This window comes from Vibrio sp. 2304 (assembly GCF_033339475.1).
Classification (GTDB): Bacteria; Pseudomonadota; Gammaproteobacteria; order Enterobacterales; family Vibrionaceae; genus Vibrio; species Vibrio alginolyticus.
In genome coordinates this window covers 71,195-90,374 of sequence record NZ_JAWOUQ010000014.1, presented here as the reverse complement: position 1 = coordinate 90,374, position 19,180 = coordinate 71,195, and the positions used below count along the sequence as shown (strand labels likewise).

Below are 19,180 nucleotides of genomic sequence, written 5' to 3'. Positions count from 1 at the left end.
CTCCAAACGAACCGACTCAATTAATCCTTTGACGGCCCATTTCACTGCACAATACGTAGACTCTTGCGCTTTAGGTTTTTGCGCGGCTGTGGACATGATCATGACCACTTTTATTGGATGATCTTTGTAACGCTTTACTAACTCTCTTAACACATGAATCGCAGAATTCAGGTTGTTATCAATCAACTTTTGAATCTCTTCCGGCTCCTGCTCTTCCAGTAAGCCAAAATAACCACTTCCCGCACTATGAATGACCATTTCAGGGGACTGTTTCACCCCATCAAAGAGCTGTTTCACATTTTGGTGCGATGAGAGGTTGCAAGCTTGATAACCAACGTTATGAGAGAGTTGTTTTGCTAGTGCGGATAGTTTTTCTGTATTTCTTCCTATTACATACGTCTCTTTGCCTTCCGCATCATAACGCTTTGCTAGTTCAGCCCCTAAACCGCTACTTGCACCTGTAATTACAATCATGCGCTACCTCTTTTCAATCACATACTTTTAATTCATCTATCAATTAAGGTAACAGAATCGTGGTAATTCACACCTCAAGAGCACCATTCTTTGAAGCAAGCAGCTTTCTTACTTTCGTGATGCATGAAATATCAAGCAGAACGACGGGCATTTAACCTATGCTTAAGCAAGAATAACTTTCTGAATTTTCTATCGACTTTCTAGTGAGAACTGAATAGGAGCAAAGAATGACTGGGTCAAAATGGCAGTGGTTACTGAAACAGATGACACGAAAACTGTGGGTCCGGACGTCACTCTACGCATTACTAGCTGTTGCTACCGCCTTAATGTCGATTGTTTTAAACCAGTTCATTACTCTGCCCCCTGCCATCAACGTCAGCAAGGATTTGTTGAACAACATATTAAATATCCTCGCAACCTCCATGCTTGCAGTGACTACATTCTCTCTCAATATTATGGTCTCAGCGTACAGTGCCGCTAGTGCAGGGGTAACGCCGCGAGCGACAAAACTGTTGATGGAAGACAGCACAACACAAAATGCCTTAGCAACCTTTCTTGGCTCTTTTCTATTTAGTTTGGTAGGAATTATCGCGCTAGGTATTGGGGCCTATCATCAACAAGCACAAATTTATCTGTTCATCGTAACTATCGCCGTAATCGTGATGATCATACTCACTCTGCTACGTTGGATTCAGCACCTTTCCGTACTAGGAAGGGTCAGTGAAACCACTTCATACGTGGAGCAAGCCTTGTTAGATGCGATAAGAAAACGGGGCAAAGAGCGTTGGCTAGGTGCTCACCCGTGGAGCCACCCAGAACATAAACCCAGAGGAAGTAAACCTATTTTGAGCCAAGAAATTGGCTACTTACAGCATGTTGATATGCATCATCTCGATAGTATTGCTGAAGCAAACCAATGCACCATCTACCTTGAGCGACAACCGGGAAGTTTTGTGTACGTAGGTCAACCATTGGCTTGGGTTTGTGGAGAATTGCCAGACGAAAGCGAAGTAACGGCAGCCTTCACGATTCGAACGGAGCGTTCATATGATCAGGACCCTCGCTTTGGTTTAGTCGTTATGGCGGAAATCGCCTCACGAGCACTATCTCCGGCTGTAAATGATAATGGCACCGCAATTGACGTTCTTGGGCGTTCTGTACGAGCACTTTCATTATGGGGAGACCTACTCAGTGAGCCTCCTACCAAAACTCGATATCCTAGACTATTTGTGCCCGCATTGAGCTGCCAGGATTTGTTTGATGATGTCTTTTTGCCGATAGCACACGATGGTGCAGCGCAACTCCAAATACAGGTTCGCCTACAAAAGGCCTTGCTAGCTCTCTCTAGTATGCACCCTAAGTTATTTTTGTCACCAGCAATCAAGCTGTCAGAAAAAGCTTTAGAGCTTTCGTTAAGCCAACATTATACCGAAGATGAGAAACACCAACTCTCTCAGCTATCTAATCTGGTCACAGACCAAAGAGCCAATGGTTAAGAGAATCGAATTCAGTTGAAACATATTGCTGCACGGCCTCGTGTATCATGACATGTGCTGATAACGTAGGGCAGAAAAGTCTCTTCGTTTATACACAATTAAAGACTCTGTGCGTTAGGTCTCTTTTCTCTTGGTGAGGGAATCTATATTCTGACGCACAATTTTTAAGGTAAGTGATGGAATAATGACAACGTCTACAACTCTTCCACCTGCTGGTCTCTTTCGTCGACTTGCAGCGTTGATTTACGACACATTGATTATTATCGCAATTGAAATGATGGCCGCAGGTATTGTTATGGCCGTTGTGTTTGCACTAAATGCAGCAGGATTGTTGAGCTATGGCGAGTACGCAGATGCCGCAGATATGCTCGGAAAGCACCCTGTATTGAGCCCTCTATTTACACTTTATCTTGCGGGTGTGTGGATATATTTCTTTGTGTTCTTCTGGACGCGAGCAGGACAAACTCTTGGGATGCGCGCTTGGAAGCTTCGAGTTCGCAATGCCAAAGACGGAGCACCAATTACGGTAACTCAAGCTCTGATTCGTATTTCGACATCTGGCTTTGGTTTGGCAAACCTGACTGTGCCGATTGATCCCAAGAAACGTGGTTTCCACGACATTTGGGCAAAAACAGAGGTTGTTGTGTTGCCTAAGGCAAACTAACTTATCCGGGAATACAAAAAAGGAAGGCATAATGCCTTCCTTTTACATTTAGTCCGATGAAACATGGTTTATTCGATGATGCTTCAGTTATAGCTTTCTTCGTAGCAGTGCAATCGCAATAGCTAAGAACACCAAACTCGGGGCCAAAGCACCAAACACTGGGGATATGCCATACACCAAGCTTAATGGGCCAAAGAACTCACTGGATATGTAAAAAGTAAACCCGGCAACCACGCCCGACAATACCCTTGCCCCCATGGTCACGCTTCTGAGTGGACCGAAAACAAAAGATAGCGCCATTAACATCATCACAGCAATTGAAAGCGGCTGAGTCAACTTACGCCAAAACGCCAACTCATAGCGAGATGCATCTTGTTCCGATGCTTTTAGGTAAGTAACATAATCATACAAACCGCTCAGTGACAGTTCTTCTGGCTTCACGGTCACCACGGCTAGCTTATCTGGTGCCAAAGAGGTGTGCCACTCCATCTGTTCGATGTCTTGCTTCGAAATTACGTTTTCATTTTCCATGTCCGTAATTTGTACGTAGCGCATCAGCCAGTTGTTATCTTGTTGGTAGTCGACTTCTTCGGCGAAAATAACTTTTTGTAGATTCTTATCATCATCAAAACGCCACATATTTAAAGCATAAAGCTTGTCGTCTTCGACTTTACCTATAAAGATAAAGTCGTTTGCGTCACGAGCCCACACACCTGAGCGCACAGACACAATGCTACCACCTGATATCGCAAACGCACGTAAGTCACGGGCCATCTTCTGGGCCTCAGGAGCGCCCCATTGACCTAACGCCATAACGACAATCATGAGCGGGACGGCCGTTTTTAGTACCGATAACCCGATATCCAGCTTAGAGAAACCAGCAGCTTGCATCACCACCAGCTCAGAGCTTGAAGCCAACATACCTAAGCCGATCAGGGCACCGAGTAATGCCGCCATTGGAAAGAACATTTCGATATCACGCGGCACACTGAGTAACACAAAGTACAACGCATGAGTGAGGTCGTACACACCTCGCCCTACTTTACGTAGCTGTTCTACATATTTGATGATGCCCGATAAGCCAACAAACGTCGCTAAAACCAAGGCAGTGGTAGAGATGATGGTTCTACCGATGTAAAGGTCTAAGATTTTGAACACAGCTTACGCGAGCCTCTTCTTGCGGAATTTGTCTTTTATTCGTCTAGCAGCAACGCTGTCCATCATATTCGCCATGATAGCAACAATCAGCAACATCGCATTGATTGGCCACATACCAATAGCAGCCGGGATATCACCATCTTCTAATGCAGATTTGGTTGCACTGATCGCCAAGAAATACGCTAGATAGATCAGAATCGCAGGCCCCATTTTGGCAAACCGTCCCTGACGCGGATTCACCGCAGACAAAGGAATAACGAGCATCGTTAAGAGTGGAATACACACAAATAACGAAATTCGCCATTGTAGCTCCGCTTGCGCCTCTGGATCTGGGTGACCTATCAAGTCAACCGTTGGGTATGCTTCCCAGTCTCGCCCTTTCTTTTTGACCTCACGTTGGCCGATAACACCTTCGTATTCATCGAATTTCGTGATCATATATTCAACGCGAGTAGGCACACCTTCATAACGCGTACCTTCTTTCATAGTGATGATCTGACGACCGTCCGAAAGCTCTTTTACTTCACCAGAAGATGAGAACATCACACTCGGTAACACCGAATCTCGAGGGCGCATCTGCGCAACAAAAACGTTGCTCAAGGTATTGTCTTTAATGTCATCGATGAACACAACCGATGAACCGTCTGGTGTACCTTGGAACTGACCTTTTTTAAGTAGGTCAACGCTGTTTTCTGACGCTACCTGCTCATAAAGCTGCTCAACGCGGTCTTGAGACCACGGCGATAGCCACAACGCATTGAAAGCCGCCACCGCTGAAGTAATCAACGCTAGGTATAAGGCCGCTTGAACCAAGAATTTATTACCAATACCTGTCGCGTTCATTACGACAATTTCGCTCTCTGCATACAGACGACCAAATGTGATCAATATGCCGATATACAGACTTAAAGGCAGCATTAACAGACCCATTGCTGGCATGTTCAAACCAACAATCGAGAAAATCAATCCAGCAGGAATATCCCCATCAGAAGCATCAGCAAGAACACTTATGAATTTCTGGCTTACAAACACCAAAAAAAGTACGAAAAAAATCGCAAATTGGCTCTTGAGTGTTTCGCGGATCAAATATCTAACAATAATCACGCTGAAATTACCTATACAAAACTTGTTTTTTTGGTCGAATCACTATAGTTTCCCGTTGAACCATTTATTTTTTTAAAAATTATAAACTAGATGTTAGTCGCTTAATCAGCTCTGCATGTAAGCCTGGAGCTAAAATTCAACAAGTAAGCGATCATTATCTAACATTTAGAGCAATTTGTCTTCAGGATGTAGGAGTACGCATGGAGTTCAGTGTAAAAAGTGGCAGTCCAGAGAAACAACGTAGCGCATGTATCGTTGTTGGTGTGTTTGAACCACGTCGCCTTTCTCCAGTAGCCGAACAACTTGATAAAATCAGTGACGGTTACATCAGTTCACTACTTCGCCGTGGTGATCTAGAGGGTAAACCTGGTCAGATGCTGCTACTGCATCAAGTACCAGGTGTTTTGTCAGAGCGCGTTTTACTTGTCGGTTGCGGCAAAGAGCGTGAACTTGGCGAGCGCCAGTACAAGGAAATCATTCAAAAGACGATCAGCACACTTAACGAGACAGGCTCAATGGAAGCGGTATGTTTCCTAACTGAACTGCATGTTAAGGGTCGTGATACATACTGGAAAGTGCGCCAGGCTGTAGAAGCGACTAAAGATGGTCTATACACATTTAATCAATTCAAGAGCGTGAAACCTGAGACTCGCCGCCCACTGCGCAAGCTTGTTTTCAACGTACCAACGCGTCGTGAATTGAACTTGGGTGAAAAAGCAATCACTCATGGTCTTGCTATCGCATCAGGTGTCAAAGCCTCAAAAGACCTTGGCAACATGCCGCCAAACGTAGCTAATCCAGCTTACCTTGCTTCTCAAGCTCGTCGTCTAGCGGACGACTACGAAACCGTAACCACCAAAATTATTGGTGAGCAAGAGATGGAAAAGCTGGGTATGACCTCTTACCTAGCAGTAGGCCGTGGTTCTAAAAACGAATCTATGATGTCTATCATCGAGTACAAAGGTAACCCTGACTCAGATGCAAAACCGATTGTGCTCGTAGGTAAAGGTCTAACCTTCGACTCAGGCGGTATCTCTCTAAAGCCGGGTGAAGGTATGGATGAGATGAAGTACGACATGTGTGGTGCGGCATCGGTATTCGGTACAATGAAAGCGCTGGCGAAGCTAAACCTACCAATCAACGTTATTGGTGTTCTAGCGGGCTGTGAAAACATGCCTGGCAGCAACGCTTACCGTCCAGGTGACATCCTAACGACCATGTCTGGTCAAACTGTAGAAGTTCTGAACACGGATGCTGAAGGCCGTCTTGTTCTTTGTGACGCACTGACTTACGTAGAGCGTTTCGAACCAGACTGCGTGGTTGACGTTGCAACGCTAACTGGTGCTTGTGTTATCGCACTAGGCCACCATATCAGCGGCGTAATCTCTAACCACAACCCTCTTTCTCATGAGCTAGTAAACGCTTCTGAGCAAGCGAGTGACCGTGCATGGCGTCTACCAATGGCAGACGAGTACCACGAACAGTTGAAAAGCCCGTTTGCGGATATGGCAAACATTGGTGGTCGCCCTGGTGGCACAATTACTGCGGGTTGCTTCTTATCTAAGTTCGCGAAGAAGTACAACTGGGCACACGTCGATATCGCAGGTACCGCGTGGAAATCAGGCGCAGCGAAAGGCTCAACGGGCCGTCCTGTCTCAATGCTTGTCCAATTCCTTTTGAACCGCAGCGGCCAAGAGACAGAAGAGTAATTTCTGAACAACATCTAAAAGGGCCGCAAGGCCCTTTTTTATTATCCTAATTTTCTAAAATGAAAGTGGGACTTAAGATGGTCTTAGGAAGAGACCCAAGGCAAGTGAGAGAATGATGCAAACTGCAACCTTCTACATCATTAACGAAGAGAGCCCGCAAGCAACGGTGGCTGGCTTTGAAGAATACATCGTGTTTTTGGCTCAGCACTTTGCTCGCCAAGGCGCTAAAGTGTATTTAAACTGCCAAGACAAACCACACGCCGAGCAGCTCGCTGAAGCCTTTTGGCAAGTTGATGCAGACAAGTTCATGGCACATAACCTCGTAGGCGAGGGACCGAAATACGCCACCAACATTGAAATCGGCCATGAAGGTGTAAAACCTAATTGGAACCGTCAGCTGGTAATTAATTTGGCGGAAAATGAGACAACCTTTGCGAACAAGTTTGCTCAAGTGGTAGACTTCGTGCCCTGCGAAGAAAAAGCTAAACAACTCGCAAGAGAAAGATATAAAATTTACCGTCAAGCAGGTTACCAGCTGCAAACGATCGAAATTCAATATCCTTAACGGTCAATCCTTATAGTTAAGGCGATCTTGTTAAGATCCCTCACTTATAAAGATTGACTAAGATTCAACCATCAACGTATCCATTAAAAGAGCGCTATGGAAAAGACATACAACCCAACTTCAATCGAACAAGCTCTGTATCAGACTTGGGAAGAGAAAGGCTACTTTAAGCCACACGGTGACACTACTAAAGAATCATACAGCATCATGATCCCGCCACCGAACGTCACTGGTAGCCTACACATGGGCCACGCGTTCCAAGATACGATCATGGATACGCTTATCCGTTGTGAACGTATGAAGGGTAAAAACACCCTTTGGCAAGTAGGTACTGACCACGCTGGTATCGCAACTCAGATGGTTGTTGAGCGTAAGATCGCTGCAGAAGAAGGCAAAACAAAACACGATTACGGTCGTGAAGCTTTCATCGACAAAATCTGGGAATGGAAAGGCGAATCTGGCGGCACTATCACTAAGCAGCTTCGTCGTCTTGGCGCATCTGTAGACTGGGATCGTGAACGCTTCACGATGGACGATGGTCTATCTAACGCCGTTCAAGAAGTGTTCGTACGTCTATACGAAGACGATCTAATCTACCGCGGTAAGCGTCTAGTTAACTGGGATCCAAAGCTACACACCGCGATTTCAGATCTAGAAGTAGAGAACAAAGACACTAAAGGCAACATGTGGCACTTCCGCTACCCACTAGCAGATGGCGCAAAAACAGCGGATGGCAAAGACTACATCGTTGTTGCAACGACTCGTCCAGAGACCGTGCTAGGCGATACAGGTGTTGCAGTTAACCCAGAAGATCCACGTTACAAAGATCTTATCGGTAAAGAAATCATCCTTCCTATCGTTGATCGTCGCATCCCAATCGTGGGCGATGAGCACGCAGATATGGAAAAAGGTACTGGCTGTGTGAAAATCACACCTGCGCACGACTTCAACGACTACGAAGTAGGTAAGCGCCATCAGCTACCAATGATCAACATTCTGACTTTCGACGCGAACATTCGCGACTCAGCAGAAGTGTTTAACACTAACGGCGAAGCAAGCGACGCTTACAGCACTGAGCTACCAGCTAAATACCACGGTATGGAGCGTTTTGCCGCTCGTAAAGCTATCGTTGCTGAATTCGACGAGCTAGGCCTACTTGAAGAAGTGAAAGATCACGATCTACAAGTTCCTTACGGCGACCGTGGTGGCGTGGTTATCGAACCAATGCTAACTGACCAATGGTACGTGCGTACTGCGCCTCTAGCGAAAACTGCAGTTGAAGCAGTAGAAAACGGCGACATCCAATTCGTTCCTAAGCAATACGAAAACATGTACTTCTCTTGGATGCGTGACGTTCAAGACTGGTGTATCTCTCGTCAGCTATGGTGGGGTCACCGCATCCCAGCTTGGTACGACAACCAAGGTAATGTTTACGTAGGTCGCACTGAAGAAGAAGTTCGTAAGAACAACAACCTAGAGTCAGTCATTGAACTTCACCAAGACGAAGACGTACTGGATACGTGGTTCTCTTCTGCACTATGGACGTTCGGTACTCAAGGTTGGCCAGAGCAAACTGACGATCTGAAAGTATTCCACCCTTCAGACGTTCTAGTAACTGGTTTCGACATCATCTTCTTCTGGGTTGCGCGCATGATCATGATGACCATGCACTTCGTGAAAGACGAAAACGGCAAACCACAAGTACCATTTAAGACAGTTTACGTTACTGGTCTAATCCGTGACGAAAACGGCGACAAGATGTCTAAGTCGAAAGGTAACGTACTTGACCCAATCGACATGATCGATGGTATCGACCTAGAGTCTCTAGTAGAGAAGCGTTGTGGCAACATGATGCAGCCTCAGCTAGCGAAGAAGATCGAGAAGAACACTCGTAAGACGTTTGAAAACGGTATCGAAGCATACGGTACAGACGCACTGCGTTTCACTCTTGCAGCAATGGCATCAACAGGTCGCGATATCAACTGGGATATGAAGCGTCTTGAGGGTTACCGTAACTTCTGTAACAAACTATGGAACGCAAGCCGTTACGTAATGATGAACACAGAAGAGCAAGATTGTGGCTTCAACGGTGGTGAGATTGAATACTCACTAGCGGACAAGTGGATCGAGTCTCAGTTTGAACTTGCAGCGAAAGCGTTCAACAACCATATCGACAACTTCCGTCTAGATATGGCTGCGAACACGCTTTATGAATTCATCTGGAACCAATTCTGTGACTGGTACCTAGAGCTAACTAAACCCGTTCTGTGGAAAGGTACTGAAGCGCAACAGCGTGGTACTCGCCGTACACTCATCACGGTTCTTGAGAAGACGCTACGTCTAGCTCACCCAGTGATTCCTTACATCACTGAAACTATCTGGCAAAGCATCAAGCCATTAGTTGAAGGTGTAGAAGGCGAGACAATCATGCTGCAAGCACTGCCTCAATTCGACGAAGCAAACTTCAACCAAGAAGCGCTAGACGACATTGAATGGGTGAAAGCGTTCATTACCAGCATCCGTAACCTACGTGCTGAATACGACATCAACCCTGGTAAGCCGCTTGACGTTATGCTGAAAGCAGCAAATGCAGAAGATGCCTCTCGTCTAGAAGCAAGCAAGCAAGTACTGATGTCACTAGCGAAGCTAGAAGCAGTACGCGTGCTTGAAGCTGGCGAACAAACTCCTGCATGTGCGACAGCACTGGTTGGCAAGTCTGAGCTGATGATCCCAATGGCAGGTCTGATCGACAAAGATGCTGAGCTTGCTCGTCTAGATGGCGAAATCAAGAAGACTCACGGCGAAATCAAGCGTATCGAAGGCAAACTAGGTAACGAAGGCTTCGTAGCGAAAGCACCTGAAGCAGTTGTTGCTAAAGAGCGTGAGAAGCTTGAAGGCTACAAAGAAACGCTAGCTAAGCTAGAAGAGCAGAAGACAACGATCGCTGCGCTTTAAGCCTCAGTGAAAGAGAAGAATTAGCACTTCTCACTTTTTGGTTCAAAAGGTTGGTCATCATGGCCAACCTTTTTTGTATACATTTCACCAAAACCATCATCAATAGCTTCCCCCTATCACAACAATACTCATTACCCATTATCATTAATGAGAATTATTATCGATAATAAGCTCATCGAAACAAACACGATTGAGTAATTATCATGAAAAAGACACTAACTTTCGCAGCACTGCATTTTACTATCGCATTTAGTGTCGCTTACGTACTCACAGGCGACATTCTAATTGGTAGTTTAATTGCCATGATTGAGCCTTCAGTGAACACCGTAGCCTTCTACTTTCATGAAAAGGCATGGGCAAAAGTCCCAGCACTTAAAGCTCGTCAGTGGATGACCAAATTAAAAACCGCAAGCTTTGCGACCGTGCACTTCAGCGTCGCTTTTACCGTGGTTTACTTACTAACAGGTGATGCATTCGTCGGCGGCGTAATGGCAATGCTAGAGCCGAGTTTGAACACGGTGGCTTACTACTTCCACGAGAAAGTATGGATGCGTAAATCATCAGAAAAAGCTCCAGCACCGCAGTTTTGTTTACATCACCACGCTTAAATATGGAGGCTCACTACGTCTCCTAACGAGAAAAATGACATTTACCATTGACAAGGTTGCGCACCGCAATTAATTTAATTGCGGTGCGCAACTTTATTTTTAGAGGTAAGTGATAATGAACGCTCGTCAACTTCGACACTACTCCCGTCAAGCCGTCCGATTGCTTGGTATGCTTGATAAACAATGCGGCGATGTCGCTCTCACTCCAGTGCAAGCGCACGCATTGGGTGAAATCCAATTGCAGCCATTGACCATCAATCAGCTGGCACAGCAGCTTAATGTCGACAAGTCCAACGCGAGCCGAACCGTTACTGGTTTGATTAAATTAGGTTTGGTCGAGAGCATCGAAAACCCAAAAGACAAGCGTAGTCAACTCGTCGCGATTACAGAGCAAGGCCAACAGGCGTTATCGCAACTGGACCAACAGCAAAACCACCTCTTTGAACAACTGCTTACCCAACTCGATGACAGCGAGCAAGAGCAACTCAAACTTGGTCTAGAGACTTACCTAAAAGGGCTAACAAAAGTGTGTCAGTCTGAGGAATACGTTCTTCGACCTCTTACTAAAGCAGACAACCCGCAAGTCGCAGATGTGATTCGTAAAGTCTCTGCAGAATACGGCTTAACCGCAGACAAAGGTTATGGTGTGGCCGATCCAACGCTTGATGATATGTATTCGGTTTACAATCAATGCGGGGCCGCCTATTGGGTCATTGAACATCGCGGAGAGATCGTTGGTGGCGGTGGCTTTGCCCCTTTAGCTGGCGAGCCAAATGTGTGTGAACTACAAAAGATGTACTTCTTACCTCAAACACGAGGACACGGTTTAGCCAAACGCATCGTCGCATTGAGCTTACAATTGGCGAAACAATTTGGGTATCAGCAGTGCTATTTAGAGACAACTGAATGTCTGAGAGAAGCGGTAAGCTTGTATGAAAAGCTAGGCTTTGAGCATCTCGATGCCCCGCTTGGACAAACAGGGCATGATGCATGTGAAGTCGTAATGCTTAAGATGCTGTAATAGATAATATTATTAGACGTTAAAGCACAACATGGGTAACACAAAGCTCCTGGCTCAAGGCAACAGTGAAGTTTTGGTGCTGCCCATCCAACTCAACAGACAACTGGTAGAGATCACTTGGATCAGGATCAGTAAGATCGGCATACTTTGGCGCTTCGATCTGGAATAAAGCGCTCGCATGCTCCGCTCGGACATCAATAGGAATATGGTAAGTCATGCCATTGAACTTAACCGATGCCGATACTAAACCCGGCGCAAAAGTTTGGTAGTACAAATCCACCTTAAACTCACAACCACCACCGTGGTGCCAAATCTGTTCAGTAGCCACGCGGTCTAAACGCACATTGCGAATAAACTGCAGATACGGCTCTTGCCATACCCCTAAGCGCTCGTCACTCTTTTGGTATTCATGATCTGCAAGTGAACACAACTCCGGTTTATCCTCATCCAACAGAAGATCTTCTTCTTCCTCAAGGAATAGGATCTCAAAACGGTTGCGCCCCATCTGCATGAACGGGCGAATGTCTTTCTTGTAGACATTTTGAGAACCGTCACAGTCAAACAATGCTACTCCGTTCAAACGCACTTCTGCATGGTAATCCACACCACCCAACACCATTTCTACCGCTGGGAATGCCATCATGGATTCATCCACTTCAATGTCATGCATCAGGTGCCACTCTTGCTGACGAATTGCTTCTTCTGTCATTTCAACTGGCAATACCTGACTCAAAGGAGCAGGGAAAGTAATGTCATCCTGTGGGATAGAAAGGTCCGTCAGTGGAGAGACTTGCCATAAACCGGCGAGTGAGAGTTGCATATACACCTTGAGCTAGATCAATTTTCACGCATTATAGGGAGAAATCCCCTATAAACTCAATGTGAATTATTTATCGCCTCCACATTCGTCAGTTTTTCAAGGTATAAAAAAACCAGCGTTAAACGCTGGTTTTTCCAAAAGTAGTGAGCTTTGATTACTCGTCGTCTTCATCTTCTTCAGGGTAAAGCGCATCTTCGCCTTCGTAGTACGTACCCCAACCGTCATAGATGATGTCGTATTTTTCTGCCAAGTGAATCAATTTTTCAACTTGCGCATCAATCGCTTCTGCATCTAGTGCGGACTCCATAGTCGCATCACAGCAAAGCAACTTGTTACCATCTTCATCTTCAGTTTCTTCTGCTTCAAGAACTTCAAAGCCCATCTTGAATGCTTCAACTACCGCTTTTTCTAGCGTGTCAAAATCTTCTGCAAACAGGTGGTGCTCAATTTCGTATAGCGAATCTGGATCGCTGCCATCTTCTAGCAATGCTGCAATGATATCGCGAGTCTCTTCCTTTTGAATCTCAATTAATTCTTCTACTGATAGATATTCATCTTCGTGAGACATGTTTTGGCTCCAGATTAGTTACTTGATGGAAACACAATACCCGATACTGAGTATGCTGATCCGGTGAAATATGGCATGGATTGCGATGAAAAGCCACAAACAAACATCATACCACTGCGATTCTTATCGGTTATTTGAATCTAAATATTAAACCGACCACACAAAGAAACAAAAAATTAACAAAGAATGGCGTTTTTTAATATTCAGAACATCCTAATTGACACTTAATGTGGTTATTTTCTCTTTCTATGCGTGTTTATGATGCTTTCTTGAATACACTCACGTGTAAAACGAAGATGCATAACGAATAAATTCACTTTAATAATGCATAATTTAGAATAAAAATGCACGTTTTATGCACTGTGCATGTATTCTTTCTCAACGGGAAAATTAGAATAAAAACGCACGCACTCTAATTTTAGTAAAATAGCATTTATATCTAATAATAAATTTCATAAGAATAAAAATAAAAATAAAAAACTCACAAAACCAGAAATACCAGAATATAAACAAAGCTTGATAACTTGCATCTTTCTAGGAAGCTTGTCATAACTAATGGCTGGAAAATTTGTAAGGATACAAAATGAGCAAGCTGTACGTTGGATCAGAAGTTGGTCAACTTCGACGAGTTCTATTAAATCGCCCTGAACGCGCCCTAACCCACTTAACTCCGTCAAACTGTCATGAGTTGCTATTTGATGACGTTCTTGCTGTAGAAGCGGCAGGTGAAGAGCACGATGCATTCGCACGTACGCTGCGCGAGCAAGACGTTGAAGTGCTTCTCCTCCACGATTTACTGGTCGAAACCCTCGCTGTTCCAGAAGCAAAACAATGGCTGCTGAACACTCAGATTTCTGACTTTCGTTACGGGCCAACCTTTGCGCGAGACCTACGCCAATACTTTTCAGAAATGGATGATGAACATCTTGCCTGCATATTTTTAGGTGGCTTAGCTTACTCAGAGCTACCGATCTCCTCATCTTCTATGCTGCCAAAAATGAAGCGTCCTCTCGACTTTGTTATTGAGCCACTGCCTAATCACCTCTTTACTCGTGATACCTCATGTTGGGTTTATGGCGGCGTTTCTCTTAACCCAATGATGATGCCTGCACGTCAACGTGAAACAAACCACCTACGTGCGATTTATCGTTGGCACCCAATTTTTGCTGGCCAAGATTTTATCAAATACTTCGGTGACGATGATCTGCATTATGATAATGCGAATGTCGAAGGCGGTGATGTGTTGGTTATTGGTAAAGGTGCAGTTCTTATCGGTATGTCTGAGCGTACGACTGCACAAGGTGTAGAGAACCTTGCAGCGAGCCTATTTAAAGCAGGCCAAGCTACCGAGGTTATTGCAATTGATCTGCCTAAACACCGCTCATGTATGCATTTAGACACTGTGATGACCCATATGGATGTAGATACTTTCTCTGTCTACCCAGAGATCATGCGCAAAGATCTCGACACATGGCGCTTAACACCAAAAGGCAACGGTGAAATGCATGTTGAAGCCTCACATAACTATCTGCACGCGATTGAGTCCGCTCTTGGCTTAGATCAGCTGAAAATCATCACCACTGGTGGCGACAGCTATGAAGCGGAACGCGAACAATGGAATGATGCCAATAACGTTCTAACTGTAAAACCGGGCGTAGTAATTGGTTACGAACGCAACGTATACACCAACGAAAAATACGATAAAGCTGGCATCAAAGTACTGACAGTACCTGGTAACGAGCTTGGTCGTGGTCGCGGTGGCGCTCGCTGTATGAGCTGTCCAATAGAACGAGACGATATATAACTTACTCGTCCCTTTACATTAGGTGAATCAAAACTAAGGTTGATGTGAATACATCAACCTTTTTTAGCTTTAATTTAAAATAATTATTCACAATAAAAGCATTTATATGTTTTAATGAATTCTATTAATCTAATCACATGTACTAAGGGACGAGCTATGGCTTTCAATTTACGTAACCGCAACTTTTTGAAGCTATTGGACTTCTCAACCAAAGAAATCCAGTTTTTGCTCGAACTGTCTGCAGAGCTGAAAAAAGCTAAATATGCAGGAACAGAGCAGAAGAAACTTCAAGGTAAAAACATCGCACTAATCTTTGAGAAATCTTCGACTCGTACCCGATGTGCGTTTGAAGTCGCTGCCTTTGACCAAGGTGCTCAAGTCTCTTACATCGGCCCTTCTGGCTCGCAGATCGGTCATAAGGAATCGATGAAAGACACCGCTCGCGTCCTTGGTCGTATGTACGACGGGATTGAATACCGAGGCTTTGGCCAATCCATTGTTGAAGAGCTTGGTACTTATGCTGGTGTTCCAGTTTGGAATGGTTTAACGGATGAGTTCCACCCGACCCAGATCCTTGCTGACTTCCTGACTATGCAAGAGCACGGCCGTGGTAAACAGCTACATGAAGTAACCTTCGCTTACCTAGGTGATGCGCGCAACAACATGGGTAACTCACTTATGGTGGGCGCAGCGAAAATGGGCATGGATATTCGCCTTGTCGCGCCAAAAGCGTTCTGGCCTGAAGAAGATCTCGTGGCAACTTGTCAAACTATCGCGCAACAAACAGGTGCAAAAATCACGTTAACAGAAAGCGTTGAGGAAGGTGTGAAAGGTTGTGACTTCCTATACACCGACGTTTGGGTGTCTATGGGTGAGTCTGCCGAGGCATGGGATGAACGTGTAGCGTTAATGACACCTTATCAAATCAATATGGACGTGATTGAGCAAACGGGTAATCCACATGTGAAATTCATGCACTGCCTTCCAGCTTTCCACAATGATGAAACCACCGTCGGCAAAGAAGTCGCTGAAAAATACGGTATGAAAGGCCTTGAAGTAACAGAAGAGGTATTTGAATCGGAATACTCCATCGTATTCGACGAAGCTGAAAACCGTATGCATACCATCAAAGCCGTGATGGTTGCGACGCTAGGAAGCTAAACCAGTGCGCAAAAACAGCCGATAAAAACCATGATGTAATCGCTTGCGCTCACGAAAGTTAAGCGTATAATGCTCGGCAATTTGTCTGAGGATTAAGAAATGACCACGCTGATTGCTGACGTAAAAACGCGATTTGCTCTCGCTAAGCGACTACGCTTACGTGGTGTTATTTTCGTTAATTCTATTGAATTTTAAAACCTCCCCATTGGGGAGGTTTTTTTATGTCCAAAATTCCTTTCGGTTATTTGGATGTAGTCATCAATGTTATAGGGAAGAAGATCATGGCGAACTCGCTTTACCAGAAGCACATCATCTCTATTCCAGAGCTTTCACGCGAAGAACTGGAACTTATCGTAGAAACAGCAGGTAGCCTTAAAAAAGCACCTCGACCAGAACTGATTAAAAACAAAGTCGTTGCAAGTTGTTTCTTTGAACCATCAACACGTACACGTTTATCGTTTGAAACAGCGATTCAGCGCATTGGTGGTGACGTGATTGGCTTTGATAATGATGGTAATACCTCTCTGGCGAAAAAAGGCGAAACACTCGCAGATTCAGTACAAGTCATCTCTTCTTACGTCGATGCCTTTGTGATGCGTCATCCACAAGAAGGCGCCGCTCGCTTGGCCTCTGAATTTTCAAATGGCGTGCCAGTGATCAACGCGGGCGACGGTGCAAACCAACACCCAACTCAAACGCTACTCGACCTATACACCATCGCGGAAACACAAGGGCGTCTAGACAACCTGAACGTCGCATTCGTAGGTGATCTAAAATATGGCCGCACAGTGCACTCACTGACTCAAGCCTTAGCAAAGTTTAACAACATCCGCTTCTTCTTTGTTGCACCAGATGCGCTGGCAATGCCAGATTACATCTGCGAAGAACTAGACGAAGCTGGCATTCAATATAGCCTACACACAGACATGGAAAGTGTGATTCCTGAACTGGATATTCTGTACATGACACGCGTACAGAAAGAACGCTTTGACGAATCGGAATACGCACATATTAAGTCGGCTTACATCCTAACGGCGGCACTACTAGAAGGCGCACGTGAGAACTTGAAAGTACTGCACCCACTACCACGTGTGGATGAAATCACAACTGATGTTGATAAAACGCCTCATGCTTACTTCTTCCAGCAAGCTCAAAATGGCGTGTATGCTCGCCAAGCACTGCTGGCGCTTGTTCTAAACGAAACACTGTAATCGAGGGGAAAAATCATGGCTAAAGAAACTCAATTGCAGGTAGAAGCAATCAAAAATGGTACGGTCATCGACCACATCCCTGCGCAAATCGGCATCAAAGTATTAAGACTGTTCGATATGCACAATTCATCACAACGCGTAACGATTGGACTGAACTTGCCATCATCAGCACTCGGTCATAAAGATCTACTCAAAATCGAAAATGTGTTTATCAATGAAGAGCAAGCGAGCAAGCTAGCGTTGTATGCTCCTCACGCGACCGTGAATCAAATCGAGAACTATGAAGTGGTGAAAAAGCTCGCGTTAGAGCTTCCTGAGCGCATCAATGATGTATTTGAATGCCCGAATTCAAACTGTATTTCTCATAATGAACCAGTAGAAAGCAGCTTTAGCGTGTTCGAGAAGAAACAAGAAATCCGCCTAAAGTGTAAATACTGCGAGAAAGTGTTCTCACGCGAGATCGTAACCGAGCGATAAACACGCCGCACGACTAGGCTTTGATACGTTTAAAATACCCTGCAATGTCGGGGTATTTTGCTCTTTACCTACCGAGGGTTTAGAGGCAAACTGAGAATCTTTATTCCCTACAACTGATGGAAAAAATCAAATGACGAAAGTACTTCACACTGAGTCTGCACCAGCAGCAATCGGTCCTTACGTTCAAGGCGTAGATCTAGGTAACATGGTTCTTACTTCAGGCCAAATCCCAGTAAACCCAGCGACAGGTGAAGTGTCTGCTGATATCGCAGAACAAGCTCGTCAGTCTCTAGAAAACGTAAAGGCTGTAGTTGAATCTTCAGGTCTTAAAGTATCTGATATTGTAAAGCTAACGGTTTTTGTTAAAGACCTAAATGACTTTGGCACAGTGAACGAAGTTTACGGCAAGTTCTTTGATGAGCACGGCGTAGCAAACTACCCTGCACGCTCTTGTGTAGAAGTGGCTCGCCTACCAAAAGATGTTGGCATCGAGATTGAAGCAATCGCTGTTCGCAAATAATTGCACTTGCTGACAAACATAAAAAAACGGGTAGCTCAGGCTACCCGTTTTTTATTGTTTTCTCGTGATGATATCGCAGTAAAACTTAAGCAGCGTTGCGCTGTTTGACTTCTTCATCTAACGATTCAAGCTTCTCTTTCATCTGTTCACGACAGATATTCGCTAACTCGCGAATGCCCTCTTTACCATAGCCTTCAGTGCTGATTGGAGGTAGCATTTCAACAATCACATGACCATTGTTCCAACGGTTCAGCTTAATTTTATTCGTCGAGCTACATACGATAGGAATGATTGGCACACCTGCACCAATTGCCGCATGAAAAGCACCTGTTTTGAATGGCAGCAAACCACGCCCACGAGAACGCGTGCCTTCTGGGAACATCCACACCGAAACATCACTTTCTTTCATGCTGCTCACGACCTGATCGATAGTACCTTTTGCTTTAGAGCGATTCGCTCGGTCAATCAGAATGTTACCCGTAAGCCAGTAAAGCTGACCAAACAGTGGCATCCAAGCCAAGCTCTTTTTACCTACTGTCACAACTTTCGGAGTCACAGCCGCAGAAACAGTAAACATGTCCCAGTTGTTCTGGTGGTTAGCAATGTAAACATGTTGGCCGCGTGAATACGCATCTTCAGGGATACGCAACTCTAACTTAATCCCAAACACACGAGACATCTTGGCAAACAAACGGCCAAAAGTGAAAACGTGCTTAGGGTTTCTAGGGCTTAATAGGCAGTAACCACAACCACCAATAAACATAACAATCGCAAAGATAGCGACAGCAAATACACGTAACAGTGCAATCATTCTTGTTCTCCAGGAACCGGCTTTTGCCAGATACAGCTATTAATATCTCTCTTT

18 protein-coding genes are annotated in these 19,180 nt (G+C 44.9%); 12 read left to right on the top strand and 6 right to left on the bottom strand.

What is annotated here, in order from left to right; all coding sequences use genetic code 11:
* The coding region (locus R7P64_RS21025; RefSeq protein ID WP_318123930.1) for an SDR family NAD(P)-dependent oxidoreductase at positions 1 to 474 on the bottom strand (474 nt) is incomplete at its 3' end.
* Between the two features lie 227 nt (positions 475 to 701).
* Here R7P64_RS21025 and R7P64_RS21020 point away from each other — a divergent pair.
* Together R7P64_RS21020 and R7P64_RS21015 are read left to right on the top strand one after the other, a co-directional pair.
* Positions 702 to 1,970 carry a DUF2254 domain-containing protein gene (locus R7P64_RS21020; protein ID WP_213868944.1) on the top strand — a complete coding sequence of 423 codons (1,269 nt, stop codon included), beginning with the start codon at positions 702 to 704 and terminating at the stop codon, positions 1,968 to 1,970.
* Between the two features lie 184 nt (positions 1,971 to 2,154).
* Positions 2,155 to 2,634, top strand: coding sequence for an RDD family protein (locus R7P64_RS21015; protein WP_005381070.1), 480 nt, complete (start codon positions 2,155 to 2,157; stop codon positions 2,632 to 2,634).
* Positions 2,635 to 2,721: 87 nt separating this feature from the next.
* On the opposite strand, the gene lptG is transcribed toward R7P64_RS21015, so the two are convergent.
* Both lptG and lptF read right to left on the bottom strand, forming a co-directional pair.
* Entirely contained in the window at positions 2,722 to 3,792 is a 1,071-nt protein-coding gene (lptG, locus tag R7P64_RS21010; protein WP_005381071.1) for an LPS export ABC transporter permease LptG, read from the bottom strand.
* Positions 3,793 to 3,795: 3 nt separating this feature from the next.
* Positions 3,796 to 4,896, bottom strand: coding sequence for an LPS export ABC transporter permease LptF (lptF, locus tag R7P64_RS21005; protein ID WP_005381072.1), 1,101 nt, complete (start codon positions 4,894 to 4,896; stop codon positions 3,796 to 3,798).
* A gap of 200 nt (positions 4,897 to 5,096) precedes the next feature.
* Between lptF and pepA the strand changes: the two genes are divergently transcribed.
* The 5 genes from pepA (at position 5,097) to R7P64_RS20980 (ending at position 11,754) form a co-directional block, all read left to right on the top strand.
* Entirely contained in the window at positions 5,097 to 6,605 is a 1,509-nt protein-coding gene (pepA, locus tag R7P64_RS21000; protein ID WP_005381073.1) for a leucyl aminopeptidase, read from the top strand.
* A gap of 115 nt (positions 6,606 to 6,720) precedes the next feature.
* Complete coding sequence (locus tag R7P64_RS20995; protein ID WP_031777270.1) at positions 6,721 to 7,170, top strand: DNA polymerase III subunit chi; 450 nt, start codon at positions 6,721 to 6,723, stop codon at positions 7,168 to 7,170.
* 96 nt (positions 7,171 to 7,266) lie between these two features.
* Complete coding sequence (locus R7P64_RS20990) at positions 7,267 to 10,125, top strand: valine--tRNA ligase (protein WP_267922997.1); 2,859 nt, start codon at positions 7,267 to 7,269, stop codon at positions 10,123 to 10,125.
* 203 nt (positions 10,126 to 10,328) lie between these two features.
* On the top strand, positions 10,329 to 10,733 hold the full coding sequence (locus R7P64_RS20985; RefSeq protein ID WP_005381078.1) for a DUF2061 domain-containing protein: 405 nt from the start codon (positions 10,329 to 10,331) through the stop codon (positions 10,731 to 10,733).
* Positions 10,734 to 10,848: 115 nt separating this feature from the next.
* Positions 10,849 to 11,754, top strand: coding sequence for a bifunctional helix-turn-helix transcriptional regulator/GNAT family N-acetyltransferase (locus tag R7P64_RS20980; RefSeq protein WP_318123927.1), 906 nt, complete (start codon positions 10,849 to 10,851; stop codon positions 11,752 to 11,754).
* A 19-nt stretch (positions 11,755 to 11,773) separates the two neighbouring features.
* On the opposite strand, the gene R7P64_RS20975 is transcribed toward R7P64_RS20980, so the two are convergent.
* On the bottom strand, positions 11,774 to 12,574 hold the full coding sequence (locus tag R7P64_RS20975) for a glycosyl hydrolase 2 galactose-binding domain-containing protein (protein ID WP_017821847.1): 801 nt from the start codon (positions 12,572 to 12,574) through the stop codon (positions 11,774 to 11,776).
* A 154-nt stretch (positions 12,575 to 12,728) separates the two neighbouring features.
* Positions 12,729 to 13,142, bottom strand: a complete 414-nt coding sequence (gene rraB / locus R7P64_RS20970; protein WP_005381081.1) for a ribonuclease E inhibitor RraB — start codon at positions 13,140 to 13,142, stop codon at positions 12,729 to 12,731.
* Between the two features lie 583 nt (positions 13,143 to 13,725).
* On the opposite strand from rraB, the gene arcA reads away from it, so the two are divergent.
* The 5 genes from arcA (at position 13,726) to R7P64_RS20945 (ending at position 18,315) form a co-directional block, all read left to right on the top strand.
* Complete coding sequence (gene arcA, locus R7P64_RS20965) at positions 13,726 to 14,946, top strand: arginine deiminase (protein ID WP_005381082.1); 1,221 nt, start codon at positions 13,726 to 13,728, stop codon at positions 14,944 to 14,946.
* A gap of 156 nt (positions 14,947 to 15,102) precedes the next feature.
* The gene (locus R7P64_RS20960) at positions 15,103 to 16,107 is read left to right on the top strand and encodes an ornithine carbamoyltransferase (RefSeq protein ID WP_318119152.1); all 1,005 of its coding nucleotides are present in this window, start codon (positions 15,103 to 15,105) and stop codon (positions 16,105 to 16,107) included.
* Between the two features lie 281 nt (positions 16,108 to 16,388).
* A complete protein-coding gene (gene pyrB / locus R7P64_RS20955; protein WP_005381085.1) occupies positions 16,389 to 17,318 on the top strand; it encodes an aspartate carbamoyltransferase in 930 nt (309 codons plus the stop codon).
* 15 nt (positions 17,319 to 17,333) lie between these two features.
* Complete coding sequence (gene pyrI, locus R7P64_RS20950; RefSeq protein ID WP_005381086.1) at positions 17,334 to 17,795, top strand: aspartate carbamoyltransferase regulatory subunit; 462 nt, start codon at positions 17,334 to 17,336, stop codon at positions 17,793 to 17,795.
* A 130-nt stretch (positions 17,796 to 17,925) separates the two neighbouring features.
* Entirely contained in the window at positions 17,926 to 18,315 is a 390-nt protein-coding gene (locus R7P64_RS20945) for a RidA family protein (protein WP_005381087.1), read from the top strand.
* Positions 18,316 to 18,400: 85 nt separating this feature from the next.
* Here the strand turns inward: R7P64_RS20945 and R7P64_RS20940 are convergent, their stop codons facing one another.
* The gene (locus R7P64_RS20940; RefSeq protein ID WP_005381088.1) at positions 18,401 to 19,126 is read right to left on the bottom strand and encodes a 1-acylglycerol-3-phosphate O-acyltransferase; all 726 of its coding nucleotides are present in this window, start codon (positions 19,124 to 19,126) and stop codon (positions 18,401 to 18,403) included.
* Positions 19,127 to 19,180: the final 54 nt, after the last annotated feature.